22 protein-coding genes are annotated in these 21856 nt (G+C 58.4%); 6 read left to right on the forward strand and 16 right to left on the reverse strand.

Translation table 11 applies throughout. The features are described from left to right. Positions 1–64: 64 nt before the first annotated feature. From hda to AK821_RS18210, 3 genes are all read right to left on the reverse strand, one after another. Positions 65–769 carry a DnaA regulatory inactivator Hda gene (hda, locus tag AK821_RS18200; RefSeq protein ID WP_064390943.1) on the reverse strand — a complete coding sequence of 235 codons (705 nt, stop codon included), beginning with the start codon at positions 767–769 and terminating at the stop codon, positions 65–67. Between the two features lie 205 nt (positions 770–974). Continuing rightward, positions 975–2048 (reverse strand): AI-2E family transporter, encoded by a 1074-nt coding sequence (locus AK821_RS18205; RefSeq protein WP_064390944.1) that lies wholly within the window; start codon positions 2046–2048, stop codon positions 975–977. 34 nt (positions 2049–2082) lie between these two features. Beyond that, entirely contained in the window at positions 2083–3141 is a 1059-nt protein-coding gene (locus AK821_RS18210) for a DUF2066 domain-containing protein (protein ID WP_064390945.1), read from the reverse strand. 373 nt (positions 3142–3514) lie between these two features. On the opposite strand from AK821_RS18210, the gene purM reads away from it, so the two are divergent. From purM to AK821_RS18225, 3 genes are read left to right on the forward strand one after another with little or no spacing between them, the layout of a single operon-like run. After that, positions 3515–4573 carry a phosphoribosylformylglycinamidine cyclo-ligase gene (gene purM / locus AK821_RS18215; RefSeq protein WP_053118528.1) on the forward strand — a complete coding sequence of 353 codons (1059 nt, stop codon included), beginning with the start codon at positions 3515–3517 and terminating at the stop codon, positions 4571–4573. Beyond that, on the forward strand, positions 4573–5223 hold the full coding sequence (gene purN, locus AK821_RS18220; RefSeq protein WP_064390946.1) for a phosphoribosylglycinamide formyltransferase: 651 nt from the start codon (positions 4573–4575) through the stop codon (positions 5221–5223). The genes purM and purN overlap by 1 nt, the downstream gene beginning before the upstream one ends. 8 nt (positions 5224–5231) lie before the next feature. Next, positions 5232–5945, forward strand: a complete 714-nt coding sequence (locus AK821_RS18225) for a DUF3108 domain-containing protein (protein WP_064390947.1) — start codon at positions 5232–5234, stop codon at positions 5943–5945. 274 nt (positions 5946–6219) lie between these two features. Here AK821_RS18225 and AK821_RS18230 read toward each other — a convergent pair whose 3' ends face one another. Together AK821_RS18230 and AK821_RS18235 are read right to left on the reverse strand one after the other, a co-directional pair. Further along, positions 6220–7845 carry a methyl-accepting chemotaxis protein gene (locus AK821_RS18230; RefSeq protein WP_064390948.1) on the reverse strand — a complete coding sequence of 542 codons (1626 nt, stop codon included), beginning with the start codon at positions 7843–7845 and terminating at the stop codon, positions 6220–6222. 138 nt (positions 7846–7983) lie between these two features. Continuing rightward, positions 7984–9030: an amidohydrolase family protein gene (locus AK821_RS18235; protein ID WP_064390949.1), complete on the reverse strand. Its 1047-nt coding sequence runs from the start codon at positions 9028–9030 to the stop codon at positions 7984–7986. A gap of 129 nt (positions 9031–9159) precedes the next feature. Between AK821_RS18235 and AK821_RS18240 the strand changes: the two genes are divergently transcribed. Continuing rightward, a complete protein-coding gene (locus AK821_RS18240) occupies positions 9160–9576 on the forward strand; it encodes an OsmC family protein (RefSeq protein ID WP_016986397.1) in 417 nt (138 codons plus the stop codon). 62 nt (positions 9577–9638) lie between these two features. Continuing rightward, positions 9639–10505, forward strand: coding sequence for a pirin family protein (locus AK821_RS18245; protein WP_064390950.1), 867 nt, complete (start codon positions 9639–9641; stop codon positions 10503–10505). A gap of 352 nt (positions 10506–10857) precedes the next feature. Here AK821_RS18245 and AK821_RS18250 read toward each other — a convergent pair whose 3' ends face one another. The 4 genes from AK821_RS18250 to AK821_RS18265 form a co-directional block, all read right to left on the reverse strand. Next, positions 10858–11586 carry a dienelactone hydrolase family protein gene (locus AK821_RS18250; RefSeq protein ID WP_064390951.1) on the reverse strand — a complete coding sequence of 243 codons (729 nt, stop codon included), beginning with the start codon at positions 11584–11586 and terminating at the stop codon, positions 10858–10860. Between the two features lie 68 nt (positions 11587–11654). After that, positions 11655–13559, reverse strand: coding sequence for a molecular chaperone HtpG (gene htpG, locus AK821_RS18255; protein ID WP_034156253.1), 1905 nt, complete (start codon positions 13557–13559; stop codon positions 11655–11657). Between the two features lie 82 nt (positions 13560–13641). After that, positions 13642–14094: a PaaI family thioesterase gene (locus AK821_RS18260; RefSeq protein ID WP_064390952.1), complete on the reverse strand. Its 453-nt coding sequence runs from the start codon at positions 14092–14094 to the stop codon at positions 13642–13644. Continuing rightward, complete coding sequence (locus AK821_RS18265) at positions 14091–14567, reverse strand: PaaI family thioesterase (RefSeq protein WP_064390953.1); 477 nt, start codon at positions 14565–14567, stop codon at positions 14091–14093. The genes AK821_RS18260 and AK821_RS18265 overlap by 4 nt, the downstream gene beginning before the upstream one ends. Before the next feature lie 158 nt (positions 14568–14725). Between AK821_RS18265 and AK821_RS18270 the strand changes: the two genes are divergently transcribed. Further along, entirely contained in the window at positions 14726–14962 is a 237-nt protein-coding gene (locus AK821_RS18270; protein WP_008082962.1) for a hypothetical protein, read from the forward strand. Positions 14963–15040: 78 nt separating this feature from the next. Here AK821_RS18270 and AK821_RS18275 read toward each other — a convergent pair whose 3' ends face one another. The 7 genes from AK821_RS18275 to sucC form a co-directional block, all read right to left on the reverse strand. Continuing rightward, entirely contained in the window at positions 15041–15631 is a 591-nt protein-coding gene (locus AK821_RS18275; RefSeq protein ID WP_236708321.1) for a hypothetical protein, read from the reverse strand. Between the two features lie 74 nt (positions 15632–15705). Continuing rightward, positions 15706–16566 (reverse strand): hypothetical protein, encoded by an 861-nt coding sequence (locus AK821_RS18280; protein WP_236708322.1) that lies wholly within the window; start codon positions 16564–16566, stop codon positions 15706–15708. Positions 16567–16639: 73 nt separating this feature from the next. Next, positions 16640–17041, reverse strand: coding sequence for an MAPEG family protein (locus AK821_RS18285; RefSeq protein WP_064390956.1), 402 nt, complete (start codon positions 17039–17041; stop codon positions 16640–16642). After that, entirely contained in the window at positions 17041–17778 is a 738-nt protein-coding gene (locus AK821_RS18290; protein WP_064390957.1) for a DUF599 domain-containing protein, read from the reverse strand. Before AK821_RS18290 ends, AK821_RS18285 begins: the two co-directional genes overlap by 1 nt. A gap of 257 nt (positions 17779–18035) precedes the next feature. Continuing rightward, positions 18036–19349, reverse strand: coding sequence for a branched-chain amino acid transport system II carrier protein (brnQ, locus tag AK821_RS18295; protein ID WP_064390958.1), 1314 nt, complete (start codon positions 19347–19349; stop codon positions 18036–18038). A gap of 421 nt (positions 19350–19770) precedes the next feature. Beyond that, positions 19771–20652 carry a succinate--CoA ligase subunit alpha gene (gene sucD / locus AK821_RS18300; RefSeq protein WP_008082972.1) on the reverse strand — a complete coding sequence of 294 codons (882 nt, stop codon included), beginning with the start codon at positions 20650–20652 and terminating at the stop codon, positions 19771–19773. Continuing rightward, positions 20652–21818 (reverse strand): ADP-forming succinate--CoA ligase subunit beta, encoded by a 1167-nt coding sequence (gene sucC, locus AK821_RS18305; protein ID WP_007919879.1) that lies wholly within the window; start codon positions 21816–21818, stop codon positions 20652–20654. Before sucC ends, sucD begins: the two co-directional genes overlap by 1 nt. Between the last annotated feature and the right edge of the window lie 38 nt (positions 21819–21856).

The raw sequence follows: 21856 nt of genomic DNA on the forward strand, positions 1-21856 counted from the left end.
AACCTGCAGGAAAGCGGATTTTCTGGCGCCTGAAATATGCCGAAATGCGCTGAAAGCCGCGCCGTTACCAGCCTAGCGTTTCCTTGAGGAAGGGAATGGTCAGCTTGCGCTGCGCCTGCAAAGACGCCTGATCAAGTTGTTCAAGCAGGTCGAACAACGCGCTCATGCTGCGAGTGCCGCGGGTCAAAATAAAATGCCCGACTTCATCGGTCAGGTGCAAACCGCGGCGCGATGCACGCAGTTGCAAGGCACGTAATTTGTCTTCATCGGAGAGTGGTCGCATCTGGAAAATCAGCGCCATGGTCAGGCGGGATTTCAAGTCAGCCAGTTTGACCGGCAGCTCACGCGGCGACGTGGCAGCGGCAATCAGCAGGCGCCGACCGCTGTCACGCAGACGGTTGAACAGATGAAACATCGCCTCTTCCCAGTCAGCCTTGCCAGCAATCACCTGCAAATCATCCAGGCAAACCAGTTCGTACTGTTCAAGGTTGTCGAGGATTTCAACACCGCGATCCATCAACTCGGCCAATGGCAGGTAAACCGCCGGCTCGCCCATCTGCTCGAAGCGCAAGCAAGCCGCCTGCAACAGATGCGTGCGCCCTACGCCGTGCTTGCCCCACAGGTAGATCAGGCTTTCGGTCCAGCCGGCGTCGGCTTCGCATAGGCGCTCGACATAGCCGAGTGCAGCGGCATTGGCGCCTGGGTAGTAGTTGATGAAGGTGGCGTCGTCACGCAGACGCACACCTAGGGGCAGCTGAATCGGTTTCATGCTGACTGAACAGTTCTCAAGGAACCGTTAGTGGCCTCTGTGTAAAGTTTGCGAAGTTTATACCCGTGAAGCTGAGCGCACAATGCGACAGAGTCCAAGCAAAATCAAAGGTTTGCGTTAACACACTGGTTTTATGACAGTTTCTTTGGCGCCCGCACCTGCAGGACACGGGCCAACCCGGCTTCCGCCGGGCTGTCCGCCCCGATTACAACTCCGGCTCGTCCACACCACTATAAATGTCGGAATCCTTGTACAAATCGTGAACATGGCGCACCAGTACCATGATCACCGCAGCCACCGGCAACGCCAGCAACACACCGGTAAACCCGAACAGCTCACCACCCGCCAGAATCGCGAAGATCACCGCCACCGGATGCAGACCGATCCGGTCGCCCACCAGCAATGGCGTCAGCACCATGCCTTCCAAGGCCTGACCGACCATGAATACTGCGACGATCCCGAACATCGGATAAAGATCGCCACCGAACTGGAACAGACCGGCAATCAACGCCGCGCCAATGCCGATCACAAAGCCCATGTACGGCACGATCGCCGCCAGCCCCGCGATCAAGCCGATCAACAGACCGAGTTCGAGACCGACGATCATCAGGCCTGCTGCGTAGATCACCCCAAGTGCGACCATCACCAGCAACTGACCGCGAACGAATGCACCCAGCACCTCATGGCATTCGCCGGCCAGCGATACGATGGTTGCCTCACGATCACGCGGCAGCAGGCTGCGGATCTTGGCCATCATCAAGTCCCAGTCGCGCAGCAAGTAGAAACTCACCACCGGGATCAGCACCAGATTGGCCAGCCAGCCGATCAACGCCAGACTGGATGCCGTTGCTTGACTCAGCACCACGCTGACAATGTCGGTGGTCTGGCCCATGTGCTCACTGATTGCCGCTTTGACCTTGTCGAACTTCCAGAACCCGTCCGAAAGGCCCAGCTTCGCCTGTGCCCACGGCAACGCGGTGTGCTGCAGCCAGTCGAGCATTTGCGGTGCCAGTTCGTACAAACGCAGCAACTGTTTGGCGAGCATCGGCACCAGCACCAACAACAGTGCCGTGACGATCAGGGTGAACAAGGCAAACACCGCGATCACGCCCCAGGTTCGCGACAGCCCGAGTTTTTCCAGACGATCAACCAGCGGATCGAACAGATAAGCCAGCAGCAGCGCCACCAGAAACGGCGTGAGGATCGGGTGCAGCAACCATACAAACGCGCAAAGCAGGACTACCCCACCGAGCCAGAACCAACGCCGCGTATCGGCCATGTACCACTCCTGTTGCTTCTATATAAGGAAAGACTTACCAGCGAAACCGCAACGACGGCGCCGCCGGTGTCGGGGCCGGAGCCGCGACCGGTGCTGCGCCTGCAACAGCAGGCTGTGGCGCTGAAACTTGCGCCGCAGCTTCCGCCGGCAACTCCTGCAACTTGGCCAGCGACAACTGCGCGCGCATCTGATCGGCGCTGCCATTGACCCGATAAACGATGCGATCGCCATCAACACTTTGCAGACGCACGCCAAACGGCTCGAGTAACCGCAACAGTGCGGCGTAGTGTTCAAGATTCATGCCCTGCACTTCCAGGGTCTGCTGACCTGAAGCACCGGGCCTGGCAACAAAACGCGGGGCCAGCCGCTCGGCAACCGCGAGCATGACCGCATCAGCCACCGCCGCCTGATCCGCCCCCTGCACGCTGCCCGCTTCTTTCTGGTCGCCCAGCCACAAATGCCACTTGGCCTGCCACTGCCCGCCTTCTTCACGAGCGTGCACCGCGAGCAAGGCATCGGCGTTGTAACGCTCGGACGCGCCGCGCAATGGAGCTGGATCCGTACCCTCAAGCGCCGGCGCAGTGGCAACCAACTGCTCACTCAGGTCCGCCAGCGGCAAACGCAATGGCAATCCGCGATGCTGCGCGGCGCGACGCAAAGGCGCGGCAGCGGCTTGACCGTCGCCGACCAGACTCGATCCTTCAGCCGAATCATTCAGCCACCAACTCAGAATCGACGGCCGACTGGCACCCCACATCGACAACCCGGCACGACGCAACGCCTGCTCGGTCGACGACGGATCGAAATCGACCTTCAACACTTCCGGCGGCCCGGCATCAAAACCGAACTGGCTGATGATCTGCTGCGGATCCTTGCGAATCGCCGCCAGCCCCGGGTTTTGCGCAGCTTTCGGATCGCCGGTCAGACGCAACACCAGCGTGTCGAGCGCCGCCTGCGTGGCGCGATCACGCTCCTCCGGGGCCTGGCCGTTGACCGGCTCACGCACTTGATAGAGGCCTTTGAGATTTTCGGCGTGACTCGCCAGGCTGAGCAGAGACAAACAACCCACAAACAACAATTTACAAAAACGCATGGAGAATTCCCGTCGACAAGAGCGGCTGGAACAGGCCGCGTGAACCGGTTGAGCAAGGCTGTGACAATCTGCCAGCACCAAACATTCACCCGGCGACAATAAGTTTTTGCACACTGATAACGATAGACGGTTAATTGCCACACCTTATACAGGCACCCGCAGGCCTTAATTGCAAAAAATTTCCCGAGATATGGCCCTGCCCGTCGGTGCGAGGATGGCCGCTGCCCCTCAAGCCTGATAAAATCGCGCGCCTTCGCAGACCGGCAACAGCCGAGACCCTCGAAACTCGCGTGAGGCATTCGCCCCCTCGATTTCGATGTTCCCGCTGAACTCGGTCGTTACCCCTGAATCCCCTCCCCTAAAGGCCTGGATCATGAGCAAGCAACCCTCCCTGAGCTACAAGGACGCCGGTGTAGACATCGACGCCGGTGAAGCATTGGTCGAACGCATCAAGAGCGTCGCCAAGCGCACTGCGCGCCCGGAAGTCATGGGCGGCCTGGGCGGTTTCGGCGCCCTCTGCGAAATCCCGGCCGGCTACAAGCAGCCAGTACTGGTTTCCGGCACCGATGGCGTCGGCACCAAGCTGCGTTTGGCGCTGAACCTGAACAAGCACGACAGCATCGGCATCGACCTGGTTGCCATGTGCGTGAACGACCTCGTCGTTTGCGGCGCTGAGCCACTGTTCTTCCTCGACTACTACGCCACCGGCAAGCTGAATGTCGAGACCGCGACTCAGGTCGTAACCGGCATCGGCGCTGGCTGCGAACTGTCGGGTTGCTCGCTGGTCGGCGGCGAAACCGCTGAAATGCCTGGCATGTACGAAGGCGAAGACTACGACCTGGCCGGTTTCTGCGTTGGCGTCGTGGAAAAAGCGGAAATCATCGACGGCTCGAAAGTCGCCACCGGTGACGCGCTGATCGCTCTGCCATCGTCCGGCCCGCACTCCAACGGCTACTCGCTGATCCGCAAGATCATCGAAGTGTCCGGCGCCGACATCGAAAACATCCAGCTCGACGGCAAACCGCTGACCGACCTGCTGATGGCCCCGACCCGCATCTACGTGAAGCCGCTGCTCAAGCTGATCAAAGACACCGGCGCGGTCAAAGCCATGGCCCACATCACCGGTGGCGGCCTGCTCGACAACATCCCGCGCGTTCTGCCAAAAGGCGCTCAGGCTGTTGTTGACGTAGCCAGCTGGACTCGCCCGGCCGTTTTCGACTGGCTGCAAGAGCAAGGCAACGTTGACGAAACCGAGATGCACCGCGTGCTGAACTGCGGCGTCGGCATGGTCATCTGCGTGGCTCAGGAACACGTTGAAGTGGCGCTGAACACCCTGCGTGACGCTGGCGAACAGCCGTGGGTCATCGGCCAGATCGCTGCTGCCGCCGAAGGCGCTGCCCAGGTTGATCTGCAGAACCTTAAGGCTCATTAATGTCCGCAACCTGTGATGTCGTGGTGCTGTTGTCCGGCACCGGCAGTAACTTGCAGGCTCTGATCGACAGCACGCGGACCGGCGACAGCCCGGTCCGCGTCGCTGCAGTGATTTCCAATCGCGCCGACGCTTACGGCCTGCAACGCGCCAGTGACGCGGGTATCGCTACCCGCTCGCTGGATCACAAGGCATTTGAAGGCCGCGAGGCCTTCGATGCTGCTCTGATCGAACTGATCGACGAATTCCAACCCAAACTCGTGGTTCTGGCTGGCTTCATGCGCATTCTCAGCGCTGATTTCGTTCGCCATTACCAAGGGCGCCTGCTTAACATCCACCCGTCGCTGTTGCCCAAATACAAAGGGTTACACACTCATCAGCGCGCGTTGGAAGCCGGCGACACGGAGCATGGCTGCTCCGTGCACTTCGTCACCGAGGAACTCGACGGCGGACCACTGGTCGTACAGGCAGTATTACCGGTAGAGTTGCACGACACGCCGCAGAGTCTCGCGCAGCGAGTCCACGCTCAGGAACACCTGATCTATCCGATGGCGGTACGCTGGTTTGCCGAGGGCAGACTGACACTCGGTGAACACGGTGCTTTACTGGATGGCCAGTTACTCGCGGCCAGCGGCCACTTGATTCGACACTAGGAGATTTTATGCGTCGCGCCCTGCTCTTCGCTTGTGCTCTGCTCACCCTGCCCTTCGCGCAGGCAGCGGACCTTCAACCGTTCTCCGCCAGCTACACCGCCGACTGGAAGCAGTTGCCCATGAGCGGCACTGCCGAGCGCAGCCTGGTCAAGGAAGCCAACGGCGTCTGGAAGCTCAGCTTCAAGGCCTCGATGATGATCGCCAGCCTGAGTGAAGAAAGCACCCTGACCCTGGACAAGGACACCTTGCTGCCGCAGTCCTACCACTTTGAACGTGGCGGTCTGGGCAAAGCGAAAAAGGCTGATCTGGACTTCGACTGGAACAGCAAAATGGTCACCGGCACCGACCGTGGCGACGCGGTGAAGATCCCGCTGAACCGTGGCATGGTCGACAAGTCCACCTATCAACTGGCACTGCAGCATGATGTCGCTGCCGGGAAGAAGACCATGAGCTATCAGGTGGTCGATGACGGCGAAGTCGATACTTATGACTTCCGCGTGCTGGGTTCGGAGAAAGTCGAAACCAAGGCTGGCAAGATCGATGCAATCAAGGTCGAGCGCGTACGCGACCCGACACAAAGCAAGCGCATCACCGTCCTGTGGTTCGCCAAGGATTGGGATTACCTGCTGGTTCGTCTGCAACAGGTTGAAACCGACGGCAAGGAGTACAACATCATGCTCCAGGACGGCACGGTCAACGGCAAAACCGTTAAAGGCAGCTGAACCGCCGCTACATCAAAGAGCCTCGCGAAAGCGGGGCTTTTTTTCGCCTGCGCTTTAGCCCAATGTTTTGTGCAAATCTCGCCCCTCACCCCAGCCCTCTCCCGAGGGAGAGGGAGCTGACCGAGATGTCTGGCGCTATGCATCGACCTGAAAAATTGAGTCGATTATGGATTCACCAAAGCAAGATCAGGTCGGTGTAATTCGCCAATCTCCCACGGTCAGTCCCCTCTCCCCCTGGGAGAGGGCTAGGGTGAGGGGCTTTTGAAGGCAAAACTCAAACCGAAAACTTCGCCACCATGCTGTTCAAGTCCACCGCCAACCGCGACAGTTCCTGACTCGCTGCACTGGTCTGATTAGCTCCCGCCGACGTCTGCATCGCCAGATCGCGAATGTTCATCAGATTGCGATCCACTTCCCGCGCCACCGCTGCCTGCTCTTCCGATGCGCTGGCGATCACCAGATTGCGCTCGTTGATCAGCGTGAACGCCGAGGCGATCTCTTCAAGTGCAGTCCCGGCCGCCTTGGCCAGCTCGAGCGTCGAACGCGCCCGCACATTGCTCTGCTGCATCGAGCTCACCGCCGAATCGGTGCCCTGCTGAATCCCGCCGATCATCTGCTCGATCTCTTGCGTCGACTGCTGCGTGCGATGCGCCAGCGCTCGCACCTCATCCGCTACCACCGCAAACCCGCGCCCGGCATCACCGGCCCGCGCCGCCTCAATGGCAGCGTTCAGCGCCAGCAGATTGGTCTGCTCGGCAATCGAGCGAATCACATCCAGCACCTTGCTGATGCCATGAACCTTCTGCGCCAGATCTTCCACTTGCGTGGCATTGGACGTGACATCGTCGGCCAGGAATTCGATTGACGTCACAGTCTGCTGAACCTGCTCGCGCCCATGCTGGGCAATGCGGTCAGACTCGCGCGACGCTTCAGAGGTTGCCACCGCATTGCTCGCCACCTCTTCAACGGCAGCGGTCATCTGATTCACCGCTGTGGCCGCCTGCTCGATTTCCAGGCTCTGCTGATGCAGCCCGCGAGTGGCGTCTTCAGTGACACAACTGAGCTCCTCGGAGGCCGACGCCAACTGGCTGGACGATTCAGAGATCTGGCGGATGGTGTCGCGCAGGTTGTGCTGCATGCTCTTGAGCGCCTGCAGCAGTCGCGCCGGCTCGTCCTTGCCAGAGATGCTGATATCGCCCGTCAGATCGCCACCGGCCACCACCTCAGCCACACCCAACGATTGCGCCAGCGGCAGCACGATGCTGCGCGTGAGCAACAGCGCCAGGCCAATGGTGATCAGCGCCGTGATGCCGATCATCACCCCGACCCACACCCGCGAATTGATAAACACCAGGCGCGCCGCTTCGGTGGCGAGATTGGCGTTGTGTTTATTCATCTCAACCAGCTCGCGCAGGATGACGGCGATTTCATCGGCCAGCGGACTCATCTGGCCATTGAGAATGCTCGCCGCCGCCTCCACCCGATTTTGCGCAGACAGCTGCATGACCTGCGCCTGAAGCTCCAGATACTGATGCTCGGCGACCTTGAAGCGATCGAACAGTTTGCGCTCTTCGGGCAACACGATCAGCACGTCATAGCGCTGCTGCGCCTCACTGAGCACACCACGCAACTCATTGAGCTTGGCAACGTTCTGTTCAAGGGCCTGCGGATCACGGTTGAGCAACAGACGCATGGTCAACGCGCGCAGGCGCAGCATGTCCTGGCTCATTTCACCGACCGCCATCACGCTCGGCAGCCAGTTGTTGTCGACCTCGTCGGACTGCGCGCGCATGTTCGACATTTGCAGTAAAGCGAACGCCCCCAAGGCAAACACCATCAGCGCCAACAAGCCAAAACCGAGGCCGGCGCGCGGGGCAATATTGAGACTACGGATGCTCATTGCTCTGGTTCCTTCCAAAAGCGCTGCATCAACCCTGCAGCTGGTTGCTTAAGAAGGTATCGGCCCGGCGAAAAATTGCGTAAGACGAAAAGGCGATATCAAAAGGCCTTGATCCTTCGAACCCGCCACATTAACGATTCAGCGTGGTTTCTCGGACTTGACTACTGTTCGCGGCAAGATCGCCAGAAAGTTATCCCGCGCGACTTTACGCGCAACGTCTTCAGGTAGCGCATCAAGGAACGGTTTGAAGCTGCGCATTTCCTGACCGAGCTTGTTGAAACGCCCTACCACGTCCGAGCCAAGCATGAAGCGCTGCGGGTATTTCTCGACCAGTGCCAGCCATTCCGGGCGCGGCTTGCCCTGCTCATCCAGCAGATACGGCGTGAGCATGCTCCACGACAAATCAATAAACAGATTGGGGTAAGCCTCGAGCATGCGCGTCAGGGTCGGCAGCAGGAACGGCAGCTGGGTCTGATGCCGATGGATTTCTGCGCTGGTGCCCGCGTGCGCCCAGATAAACCGCGTGTGCGGGTGATTGCGCAGCGGCTCCTCGACTTCCTGCAGGTACAAAGGATTTTTCTCACGCTTGGAGGTGATGTTGGAATGCAGCATCACCGGCAGATCGTTCTCGGCGGCCAGGTGATAGATCTTGGTCATCGCTTCGTTATTGGCGCGCGGCGTGTCGCCAGAGGTCAGCGCTGTCAGGTCGTCATGGCGGGTGAACACCTCACCAATGCCCTGCCACAACCCCGGATACAGATCGAGCATGCGCTGGATGTGTGCGGCGGAGTTCTTGTCGTTGGGGTTGAAGCCCGACAGGAAGGGATGAAAGTAAGGGCGTTTTTCGGCTGGCAGTTTCTGCACTGCATCGGCAACGATCACGTCGGTCGCGCTGTACCAATAGGCATCGGCATCATCGCCTGCGTAATAGCGCGGACGCTTGGGCTCGTCTTCGTGCCACTTCTTCGCCACCGGGATTCCGGAAATCATCACATGCTCGATGGAATTGTCCTGCATGGCCGTCAGCAATTTCGCCATGCCTGCAGTTTCCTGGAAAAAATCCACGTAATGCAGGTGCGCATCGCTGTAGGTGTATTCGCGGGCACTGACACTGCCGGCAAACAGCATGAGACAGGCAAGACTCAAACGATACAGGGACACAAGTAATCTCCGGCAAGTAGGCATAGCCTAGACCGCGCCCTGACAACAAGGGTTCATCCCCGCAGGAAAGTGGAACGCGTACCGGTGGGAATGCTCTATAACTGCAAGGTCTTGTTTGACTGAACGACTTTTCCTACTGCCAGTGAGGTTCCCATGACCGTTACCGTCAATACCGTCTCCGCTGAAGGTTTTCGTCACACCGTACAGATCGATGACCACGAATTATTTGCCGACGTGCCGAAATCCGCCGGCGGCGAAGGCTCCGCACCTGAGCCACACGACTACTTCGACGCCGCCCTTGGTGCCTGCAAAGCACTGACGTTGAAGATGTACGCGAAGAAGAAAGACATCCCGCTGACCGGCGTTGGTGTCGACGTCAAACGTGACAACAGCGAAGAACAAAAAGGCAAATACGTCCTGCACGTCACCCTCACCCTCAAAGGCGTGCTCACTGACGCTCAGCGCGAGGAGTTGCTGCGCGTCGCTGACCGTTGCCCGATTCACAAGCTGATGACCACCACTGACGTGACCATCGAAACCCATGCACCGCAGGGCTTCGACAGCCAGTAACCCTCCTCATGCCAGCGGCGGGTTATGCTTCTGGCATCAACCCGCTCAGCCTGGAATGCACCATGGACACGCAACCTCTGATCATCCGCCCACGCGCCGAAGACGTCGAAGGCCAGCCGATTCTGCGCCCCTTGCCGTCAGCCAAATGCCGCAGCGTCGGGCCGTTCGTGTTTTTTGATCACATGCTCGAGACGGTTTATCCGACGGGCAAAGGCATGAACATCCGACAGCATCCACACATCGGTCTGTCGACGCTGACATATCTGTTCCAAGGACAAATCCAGCACAAGGACAGCTTGGGCTCCGATCAGGTGGTCGGCGCCGGTGATGTCAGCTGGATGACCGCTGGCAGCGCGATTGCGCACGTTGAGCGCACGCCGGAACCGCTGTGGGATCAGAGTTTCACCATGCATGGCTTACAGATCTGGCTGGCCTCGCCCAAGGATCACGAGCAGGGTCCGGGACATTACAGCCATCACCCGTCGGCAACCTTACCGGTCAGCGATAACCTTGGCGTACAGATTCGCATGATTGCCGGGTCAGGCTTTTGCCTGGAATCGCCGGTGCCAGTACTTTCTCCTACGCTGTATGCAGAAGTGAAGATGCAAACGGCGACCACGCTGCTGATTCCGAACGAGCATGAAGAGCGGGCGGTGTATGTGTTGAGTGGGGATGCGCAGTTGAATGGTGAAGCGATTGAGCCGCACGCGCTGGTGGTGTTGCCGGCCGGGGAAGAGATGAGTCTGTTTGCCGAAAGTGATGTGCACGCGGTGGTGTTCGGCGGCGCGCCGCTGGACGGGCCTCGGCGGATCAACTGGAATTTTGTCGCGAGCGATCCGGCGGCGATCGATGAGGCGCGGCGCAAGTGGGCGGCCGGGGACTGGCCGACGGTGCCGGGGGAAATTGAGCGGATCGAGTTGCCGCGCTGAAAAGCTACCCTCACCCCAGCCCTCTCCCGGAGGGAGAGGGGGCCGACCGAGCTGTCTCAGGTTATACGCCGACCTGAAAGACCTTATCGATTATGGATTCGGTAATGCCCTATCAGGTCGGCGCATTGATTGAGCGTCCACCATCAGCACCCTCACCCCAGCCCTCCCGAAACGTCGGACCGCCCGGAGGGAGAGGGGGCCGACCGAGGTGTCTTGAGTCATACATCGACCTGAAAAATCTTGGCGATTATAGATTCACCAAGACACTGTCAGGTCGGTGTAACTCATCAGCCTCCCCCAATCAGTCCCCTCTCCCTTTGGGAGAGGGTTAGGGTGAGGGGCTCTTCGCTTTTCAGCCCTTGAACACTTCATCCAGCAAATCATGCATCGACTTGAACGCGCGCTTGGCGGTCTTCGCGTCGTACATCATCTTGCCCGGCACATTCGCATGCGGATCGGTAAACGAGTGCACCGCACCGCCATAGCTCAACAGCTGCCAATCCACGTTCGCCGCATTCATCTCGTCTTCAAACGCCGGCAATTGCTCCTTCGGCACCAATGGATCAGAAGCACCGTGCAGCACCAGCACCGAGCCCTTGATGTTTTGCGCATCAGCCGGATTCGGCGAATCCAGCGTGCCATGGAACGACACCGCTGCCTTCACCGGCGCGCCCGTGCGGGCCAGATCCAGCGCACAGCAACCGCCGAAGCAGAAACCGAACACCGCCAGCTTCGACGTATCAACCGCCGCCTCGCCCTGCTTCTGCAATTGCTCGAACGCCGCCTGCATACGCGTGCGCAGCAACGCACGATCATCCTTCAACGGCATCATCGCTGCGCCAGCCTGATCGGCGTTTTGCGGACGCACTGCCTGACCGTAAACGTCGGCGATCAACACCACGTAGCCCTTGGCAGCGACCGATTTGGCGATTTCTTCTGCACCGGCGCTGACGCCCATCCAGTTCGGTGCCATCAACAAACCCGGACGCGCGCCCTTGTGCTCGGCGTCGAACGCCAGACGACCTTCATAAGGCTTGCCGTCGATCTGATAGACCACGGAACGTACAGTGACTTGGCTCATTTCTGACTCCTGATTGGTTAAACACCAGAATGAAAAAACCCGCCGAAGCGGGTTTTTCTACGACTTGGTTAAACCGACAGTTCAACCAGCAGCTTGTTCAGACGGCGCACATACGCGGCCGGATCCTTCAGGCTGTCGCCAGCAGCCAGGGCTGCCTGATCGAAGAGGATGTGCGACAGGTCGCCAAAACGCTCTTCGCTCTGCTCGCCATCGAGTTTCTCGATCAGCGGGTGGCTTGGGTTGAATTCGAAAATCGGTTTCGAATCCGGCACCTTCTGGCCGCTGGCTTCAAGGATCTGACGCATTTGCAGACCCAGATCCTGCTCGCCGATGGCCAGAATCGCCGGCGAATCGGTCAGACGATGCGATACGCGGACTTCCGCCACGGAATCGCCCAGCGCGGTTTTCAGACGCTCAACCAGACCTTCTTTGGACTTGGCGACTTCTTCTGCGGCTTTCTTGTCCTCTTCCGAGTCCAGGTTGCCCAGATCGAGATCACCACGAGCCACGTCAACGAAAGTCTTGCCGTCGAACTCGCTGAGGTAGCTCATCAGCCACTCGTCGATGCGGTCGGTCAGCAGCAGCACTTCGATGCCTTTTTTGCGGAAGACTTCCAGGTGCGGGCTGTTCTTGACCTGCGCGTAGGTTTCGCCGGTGAGGTAGTAGATCTTGTCCTGACCTTCCTTGGCGCGGGCCAGGTAGTCAGCCAGACCAACGATCTGCTCGCCGTCATCGCCGTTGGTCGATGCGAAACGCAGCAGACCGGCAATTTTTTCTTTGTTGGCGAAGTCTTCAGCCGGGCCTTCTTTCATGACCTGACCGAAATTCTTCCAGAAGCCTTTGTATTGCTCAGGCTCGTTTTTCGCCAGTTTTTCCAGCATGTCGAGCACGCGCTTGGTCAGCGCGGTTTTCATCGAATCGATGATCGGGTCTTTCTGCAGAATTTCCCGCGACACGTTCAGCGACAGGTCGTTGGAATCGACCACGCCCTTGATGAAGCGCAGGTACAGGGGCAGGAACGACTCGGCCTGATCCATGACGAACACGCGCTGCACGTACAGCTTCAGGCCTTTCGGCGCTTCACGCTGGTACAGGTCGAACGGTGCGCGGGCCGGCACGTACAGCAGCGAGCTGTATTCGAGCTTGCCTTCGACTTTGTTGTGGCTCCAGGCCAGCGGGTTCTCAAAGTCGTGAGCGATATGCTTGTAGAACTCCTGGTATTCCTCGTCCTTCACTTCAGTGCGCGGACGGGTCCACAGGGCGCTGGCGCGGTTGACGGTTTCCCATTCAACGGCTGGAGCTTCTTCGCCTTCGGCAGCAGCCGCTTCTTTCGGCAACTCGATCGGCAGCGCGATGTGGTCGGAGTACTTCTTGATGATGTTGCGCAGACGCCAGCCATCGGCGAATTCGTCTTCAGCAGCTTTCAGGTGCAGGACGATGCGGGTGCCGCGCTCTGGCTTGTCGATGGTGGCGACTTCGAACTCGCCCTCGCCTTTCGACGACCAGTGCACGCCTTCGCTGGCCGGAGTGCCGGCGCGACGGCTGTACACGTCAACCTGGTCGGCCACGATGAACGCCGAGTAGAAACCTACGCCGAACTGGCCGATCAAGTGCGAATCTTTCTTCTGATCGCCCGAGAGGTTTTTCATGAAATCGGCAGTACCCGATTTGGCGATGGTACCCAGATGGGTGATCACATCGTCACGGTTCATGCCGATACCGTTGTCTTCGAGGGTGACGGTCTTGGCGTCCTTGTCGAAGCTCACACGGATTTTCAGATCAGCGCCGCCCTCAAGCAATTCTGGCTTGGCCAGGGCTTCGAAGCGCAGCTTGTCGACAGCGTCAGAGGCGTTCGAGATCAATTCGCGAAGGAAAATTTCCTTGTTGGAATACAGCGAATGGATCATGAGGTGCAGCAGCTGCTTTACCTCGGTCTGGAAGCCCAGGGTTTCCTTTTGAGTTTCCACACTCATGGTCATCAAACTCCAATCAGATGGCAGTGGCCGCGACCCGAAATGGTCGGCGGCGGGTTGTCTTGTGAGTTTGGGGCGCTGTTCAGGATTTCAAGGGCTCATCGATTTTGAAGTGCGCACGGGCGGTGGCAATCGGTTCGCTTTCGGTGCTTTGCCAGGCCGTGATGGCGACGTTGGCAACGCGGCGCCCCTGACGGCAGACCTGACATCTGGCCCAGGTATCGCGGAACTGCCCGGCGCGCAGGTAATCGAGGGAGAAGTCGATAATCTTCGGCACACCCGGCGTTTCGGTGAAGATCAGCAGGTGAAGGGCTGCGGCCAACTCCATGAACCCGGCAATTACCCCTCCGTGAATTGCCGGCAATAAAGGGTTACCAATGTTGTCCTTGTTTGCGGGCAGCTTGAACAGCAAGTCGTCGCCGACCCGTGAACATTCGATGCCGATCAGCCCGGCATACGGGATCAACCTCAGCAATGGCGCATAGTCGCCCACCGCGTGGGCCTGATGCAGTTGCTGCTTGAGGTCATCGCTCATTCGGCTGCTCCCTTGATCACGCCGCCAAAACCCTTGGTGCCCTTGAGGCCCTTGCCCATGCGCATGAAAGTGCCGACCACATGGGCGATCGGCTGTTCAGGATCGTCCTGATAAGCGAAACCGCGCGCGAAGATCACATCAGTGGTCACCCGATAGCACTGAGCGAAGCCATAGACATCTTTGTTCGGTTCAGCGGCATGCATATAGTCGATGCGTAGGTCGAGGGTCGGGCAGACCTCGAATTCCGGCAACACGCACAGGGTCGACATCCCGCAGGCGGTGTCCATCAATGAAGTAATCGCCCCGCCATGAATGACTCCGGTCTGTGGGTTGCCGACGATTTTTTCGCTGTACGGCAAGATCACCGTTAGCCCTTCGGCAGAGGCGCTGTGCACCTCTAAGCCGAGCACCTGACAATGGCGCAGTGCCGATAAAAATCGCGTCGCACGCTCAAAAACGGGGTTTTCGGACATTTGATAATTACTCTCATTAGAGCCAATTGCCAGTAGTAAGCAATACAGCAAAAGTTCCCTGTAAAAACAAACTTATATATCTGAAAGAAATGAGGAACTTAACCCTCAGCGCCAAGCTCTTAAGGCCAGTAGTTATTTTCCATAAGGAGAAACACCCCATGCGTAAGACTTTAGCTATTGCCTTGATGTTGACCGCTTCCCTCGGTCTCGCTGCCTGCGATAAAAAATCCGAGGACAAAGCTCAAGATGCCAACCAACATGCTGAACAAGCTCAGCAAGACATGAACAAAGCTCAGGATAAAGTGAACGACGCTGCGAAAGAAAACGCCGAAGCTGCCAAAGCTCAGGCTGAATCGAACGCTGCTGCGCAAGACGAAGCTGCCAAGAAGCAATAATTCGTTTTTTGCGGCCGAAAAAAGAACACCCCCCCTGTGGGGGTTTTGTTTTGCCTGTGTTTGATCGCCGGGGCCGCTTTACCCGCCACTAGTTGGCGGCGGCTGAAAGGCACAGTCACCAGGATACCCCGGTCGTCCATCACACACTTTCAAACAACCCATGTCGTTATTGAATTTGGCACTGACGGAGAGTGCATAACCGTACTGCGGCGTTGTCACGTTCAAAGAAGTTGCACAGGACGTCTTGTCGTCAAAGCGAAACGTGATCGTTTCATGCCGCTTGCGACGCTCAAACAACAACGCGAAGGTATGGCCACTGTTCCACATTGATTTCGTCGGCACGACAAAACGATAGCGTTGTTCATTCAGACGCTGGCCGAATACCTTGAAATCGCTGCGGCCATTTTCGATCTCGGCTTTCGGGTAGGGAATGGGCAGGATGTAGGGCAGCCCGGTCAGACCCTGTTTGACGTTCAGGCCTTTCTGAAAATAAGGCACTTCGATGTACGGGATACCGCCGTAAGTGATGCGCTCATCGCCGTGAAATTTATTCTGCGATGGCTGGTAATCCGAGGCCAGCGCGAACTCGACGTCAAACGTCAGCAGCGCCTTGCTGGCATCCAGATTCTCCGAGAGAAACTCTCTGTCGGTTGCGCCATTGTTACTCACGCAACCTCCCAGAGATGCCGCCATTGCCATCAACAGCAAGAGTCCGTGACCCGACCGTGAATTGTTCATCAGGCTCAGCGCTCGGAAAGGGGTAATGCGGGACCGAGGCCGCGGCCAATCAGTTCCCACGTGTCGTTTTTGGCCTGCCAATGGAAGCGCTGTGCAAACCAGGCAATCTGCATGTCCCGAGCCTGTCGGTGATTATTAACGTGGGGCACGCCATCCTTGATCGCCTGGGCCGCGTGCGCGTAAGCGCTTTTGAAGATGTCGGCCAATTCACCGACATTGGCGTCGGCCGGCAATTTGTAAGCGGCTACCAGGCCGTTCTCGCGCCCGGCCACCAGTATTTCCTTGAAGCGCAGATACGCGGCCACTTTATTGTCGGGAGACACCGACATCAGCGTCCCGACAACCCGGTAACCGCTGCCTTTGACGGCGGTGTCGAACCACAGCACCTCACCGGTTCGAGTATCCAGCGCAAGACCGGATTCGGCGAACAGCAACAGGTCCTCACGGCCGGGCTGCGGCACGCCCCAGTCGGGAAAATTTTCATCCTGGAGCGGGCTGAGGAGGCGTGACAGCGGCGTGCCGTTTTGCACACTGATCAGCAGTGTGCCGACGCTGTCGGCGCGTGAAGTGATCGCCAGAAGCATCGGCTGGCCTTCGTGTTGCGCCTTGATCGGCCGCACACCCTTGACGACGTTCACGCCGAAAGGCCAGTACTCCTGCGAGCGAAACATGATGGTGTAGTGCGGCCCCGGACCATACAGACTGTTTTGCGTCGGACGAATGAGGAAATCGCCCAGGCGCTTTGCCCCGGGCACCTCTGGCTGGGCGGATGGCGCGGCCTGCGCTAGCGCAGTCCCCAGCACTAGCGCCCCTGTCCACCGGCCGAATCGGCGCAAGGGTGATTTACGCGGTTGAAATCCGTTCAAGAACTGCCTTCCATGAAAAACCGACGCCGGCTCGGCTGATGCCCAATAGTCTGCCTGACCGGCAGATCTTCGTTCAGAGCAATACCGTTCTGAACGTCGGACTGACCATCAGCAACAACGAACACACCAGACCGACCAGCCACACCAGACTGCGCAGTTTGGGCAGGTCGGCCAGGTAGAGCCACAAGTAGATGATTCGCGCGATGACAAAAATGATCGCCAATGTATCGATCAACCATCCCGCCGTTTGCGTGGTGTGCGCCATCAACACACCGACCGCAAACAACATGAACGCTTCGATCGTATTCTGATGCGCCGCCAGCGCCCGCGCGCCGTAACCGGTCAGTTGCGCCTGTTGCTGACGTGGCAGGTGATTGTTGTAACCACCCTGCTCTTTCATGGCCTTGCCCACCGGCATGCGCGCGATGTAGATCAACAGCGCTGTGATAAACACACACCAGAACGGAATACTCATCAAGCGACCTCCTTGGTTGTCTCGGGAATGGGTGCTTCTGTAGGGGTATAGACCATGACATCGAGAACGTCGGAATGAAACTCGCGACGGTACAGGACCAGTACCACACCGGCGCTCATCAACATGAACAGCCACGGACTGACGAACCACGCCAGCATGGTCATGCCGAAGTAGTAGGAGCGCAGGCCGAAGTTGAACTGGTTGGCCGCCATCGAAATCACTCGCGCCGCCCGCGCCGCGAACGCTTTGCGTTCCTGCTCGGACACATGCCGCTCACCGATCATCGGCGCCGAGCCGACCAGCACTGCCGCAAAATTGTACTGACGCATGCACCAACTGAACGTGAAGAACGCGTAGACAAACACCATAGCCAGACACAGCAGCTTGATCTCCGACATGCCTTGCGATGCCTGCTGCACCATCGGGATGTCCGCGAGCAATGACACCGCGCGCTCCGACGCGCCAAGCACGGTGAGAATGCCGGCGAGGATGATCAGTGTGCTGGAGGCGAAGAACGAGGCGTTGCGCTCCAGATTGCCGATTACGCTGGCGTCGGCGATGCGGTTGTCACGCAGCAGCATGCGGCGCATCCAGTCTTCGCGGTACAGGTGCAGCACGCTGGCCAGGCACGCGGTGTCGCGCCCCTTCCACGAAGCATAACGGGTATAACCGCCCCAGCAGATGACAAACCAGCACGCGGCGAGCAGGTGAATCAGATTGGCTTGGATGAACGACATGCAATTCCCTGTGAATATAGATGCTGTACCTGTAGGCCTTCGCCTGCTCGCGATAACGGTGTGTCAGTCACCATTGAAGTTGCCTGACACACCGCTATCGCGAGCAGGCGAAGGCCTACTTGAAAGCGATGCAGTGCTTCGACGTTAGCGTAAGGAAAAAGACACTGCCTGACGCCCATAAAAAATGCCCCGTATCGATTGATACGGGGCATTTCTGTTCAAGCGCTGAAGACCCGCTTGTGGCGGGTCAGCCAACGTCAGGCAACCACTTCGCTGCGCTTGCCCAGCAGGCGATCGCAGACCACTGCAACTACCAGAGTCATCACACACGGCACCAGCCACGCCAGGCCCTGCTCGCTCAGCGGCAAGTGCGACAGCTGCGTTGGCATCCAGTCGGCCAGACCAGCACCTTTCAGCGCATCGATGCTGCCGAAGACGAACGACACCAGCATCACCGGGCCAAGAATGCGGCCATGTTCATGCCAGAAGTCTTTGCAGAAGCTCAGCGCGACCAGAACGATGCATGGCGGGTAGATCGCGGTCAGCACAGGGATCGAGAAAGCGATCAGCTTGGTCAGGCCCAGGTTCGACACCAGCAGCGAGAATGCTGCGAGGATGATCACCAATGTCTTGTAGGACAGCGGCAGTACACGACTGAAATATTCAGCACAGGCACAGGTCAGACCCACCGCCGTTACCAGACACGCCAGCGAGATCAGCACCGCAAGGAAACCGCTGCCCAGCGAACCGAAGGTGTGCTGAACGTAAGCATGCAGTACCGCTGCGCCGTTGGTTGCGCCGACCGCGACTTCATGGCTGCCGGAACCGAGGCGGAACAGGCTGACATACACCAGCGCCAGACCGACACCGGCGATCAAACCAGCGATGATCGCGTAACGGGTGATCAACTTCGGCGACTCGACCCCGCGCGAGCGGATCGCGTTGACGATGACGATACCGAACACCAGTGCGCCCAAGGTATCCATGGTCAGGTAACCATTGATGAAACCCTGGGAAAACGGCGCCGCGACGTATTCCGGCGTGCCGTGGCCAATGTCACCGGCCGGCAAGGCGAACGCGGCGATGCCAAGCACTGCCAGCGCGATGATCTTCAGCGGCGCGAGGAAACGGCCGACAGTGTCCAGCAAACGCCCTGGGTAGAGCGAGATGAAGAACACCAGCAGGAAGTACACAGAGCTGTAGAGGAACAAAGCCAGCGGGCTCTCGCCGGTCAGCGGCGCCAGGCCTACTTCGAAGGATACGGTCGCGGTACGCGGGGTGGCGAACAACGGGCCGACGGCCAGGTAGCACGCAGCCGCGAGAATGCCGCCGGCAACTTTGCCGATCGGGCTGCTCAGCGCGTCCATCGCCCCACCGACCTTGGCCAGTGCGACGACGGTGATCACCGGCAGACCGACGGCGGTGATCAGGAACCCCAGCGCGGCCATCCAGACGTGAGGCCCGGCCTGCAAGCCAACGATAGGCGGGAAGATGATGTTGCCGGCCCCAACGAACAGGGCAAATGTCATAAAGCCAAGTGCCAGGATGTCCTGACCTTTCAAAACTTTCATTAAGGTAATACCACACTACTGAAATCGGAATTTAGAGGGGGATTGCCCTGTGTAATTAGGGAAATGCTGTCGATCCGTATGGGACTGACCCTTAAAGCGCGTTGCATGCCTTGTGGGCGGCAGACGCAAAAATGGCTGCTAGCCTAACGAATTTGTCTTGTAAACGCACTGTTAGAGGGCGAACTATCCGATACGCGACGTCTTCGTGTCGCGTTTACGTATCTATTTTTCGTTGGCAGGGCAAAGATCAAAAGATCGCAGCCTGCGGCAGCTTCTACATGAGGATGGAAGTATTCCCATGTAGGAGCTGCCGAAGGCTCGGGCCGCGATCGGACGATCTTTTGATCTTCCAAATTGCAGAAACGACAAAGGCCACCCGAAGGTGGCCTTTGTTTGGTGAAGCGTCAGCTAAGCGCGAGGCTTACTTGACAGCCCAACCGGTCAGCTCGGCCAGGGCCTTGCCGATGTCTGCAAGCGAACGCACGGTTTTAACGCCTGCGTCTTGCAGTGCAGCGAATTTCTCGTCTGCAGTGCCTTTGCCGCCAGAGATGATTGCGCCAGCATGGCCCATGCGCTTGCCCGGAGGAGCAGTCACACCAGCGATGTAGGAAACAACCGGCTTGGTCACGTGTGCCTTGATGTAGGCAGCCGCTTCTTCTTCAGCCGAACCGCCGATCTCACCGATCATTACGATCGCTTCGGTCTTCGGGTCTTCCTGGAACAGCTTCAGGATGTCGATGAAGTTCGAACCCGGGATCGGGTCACCACCGATGCCGACGCAAGTCGACTGACCGAAACCGGCGTCAGTAGTCTGCTTCACAGCTTCGTAGGTCAGGGTGCCGGAACGCGAAACGATACCGACCTTGCCTGGCAAGTGAATGTGACCTGGCATGATGCCGATCTTGCACTCGCCCGGAGTGATAACGCCTGGGCAGTTAGGGCCGATCAGGACTACGCCCAGCTCGTCGCACTTAACTTTAGCGTCCAGCATGTCCAGGGTAGGAATGCCTTCGGTGATGCAGACGATCAGCTTGATGCCGCCGAATGCCGCTTCCAGGATCGAATCTTTGCAGAAAGGAGCCGGAACGTAGATCACGGAAGCGGTAGCGCCAGTGGCTTCTACTGCGTCTTTAACGGTGTTGAACACTGGCAGACCCAGGTGCTCGGTGCCGCCTTTGCCAGGAGTTACGCCGCCAACCATCTTGGTGCCGTATTCAATGGCTTGCTGGGTGTGGAAACTACCTTGCGAACCGGTAATACCCTGGCAGATAACTTTGGTGTCTTTATTGATCAGGACGCTCATTATTTGCCCTCCGCAGCTTTGACAACTTGTTGAGCAGCGTCGGTCAGGCTGGTAGCAGCGATGATGTTCAAACCGCTTTCTGCCAGTACTTTAGCGCCCAGCTCAGCGTTGTTGCCTTCAAGGCGAACAACAACCGGGATTTTCACGCCGACTTCTTTCACAGCGCCGATGATGCCTTCGGCAATCATGTCGCAGCGAACGATGCCGCCGAAAATGTTGACCAGTACTGCAGCGACGTTGGTGTCGGACAGGATGATCTTGAACGCTTCAGTTACGCGTTCTTTGGTAGCGCCACCACCTACGTCGAGGAAGTTGGCTGGCTTGCCGCCATGCAGGTTGACGATGTCCATGGTACCCATGGCCAGGCCAGCACCGTTGACCATGCAGCCGATGTTGCCTTCCAGTGCTACGTAGTTCAGTTCGAACTTGGCAGCGTGCGCTTCGCGCGGATCGTCTTGCGACGGATCGTGGAAAGTCTTCAGCTTAGGCTGACGGTACATTGCGTTGGCGTCGATGTTGATCTTGGCGTCCAGGCAGTGCAGATCGCCGTCAGCCTTGATCACCAGCGGGTTCACTTCCAGCAGAGCCAGGTCGTGATCCTTGAACAGCTTGGCCAGGCCTACGAAGATCTTCGCGAACTGAGCAACCTGCTTGCCTTCCAGACCCAGCTGGAATGCCAGCTCGCGACCCTGGAATGGCTGAGCGCCAACCAGTGGATCGATAGTGGCCTTGAGAATTTTTTCTGGAGTGTCGTGAGCGATTTTCTCGATGTCCACGCCACCTTCGGTGGAAGCCATGAACACGATGCGACGGCTCGAACGGTCAACGACAGCGCCCAGGTACAGCTCTTTAGCGATATCAGTGCACGATTCAACCAGGATCTTGGTGACTGGCTGGCCATTGGCGTCAGTCTGGTAAGTCACCAGACGCTTGCCCAGCCACTGCTGTGCGAAGGCTTTGGCGTCTTCTTTGCTGCGAACCAGCTTGACGCCGCCCGCTTTACCGCGACCACCGGCGTGGACCTGGGCTTTGACAACCCACTCACTGCCGCCGATTTTGTCGCAAGCTTCTGCTGCTGCTTCCGGGGTGTCTACTGCGTAACCAGTGGAAACTGGCAGGCCGTATTCAGCGAACAGCTGCTTACCCTGATACTCGTGAAGATTCATGCTTTTTACCGTCTTCGTTAGGTACTGCGCATTCGGCG

Origin of the sequence: Pseudomonas sp. RIT-PI-r, assembly GCF_001297015.1 — a bacterium.
Lineage (GTDB): Bacteria > Pseudomonadota > Gammaproteobacteria > Pseudomonadales > Pseudomonadaceae > Aquipseudomonas.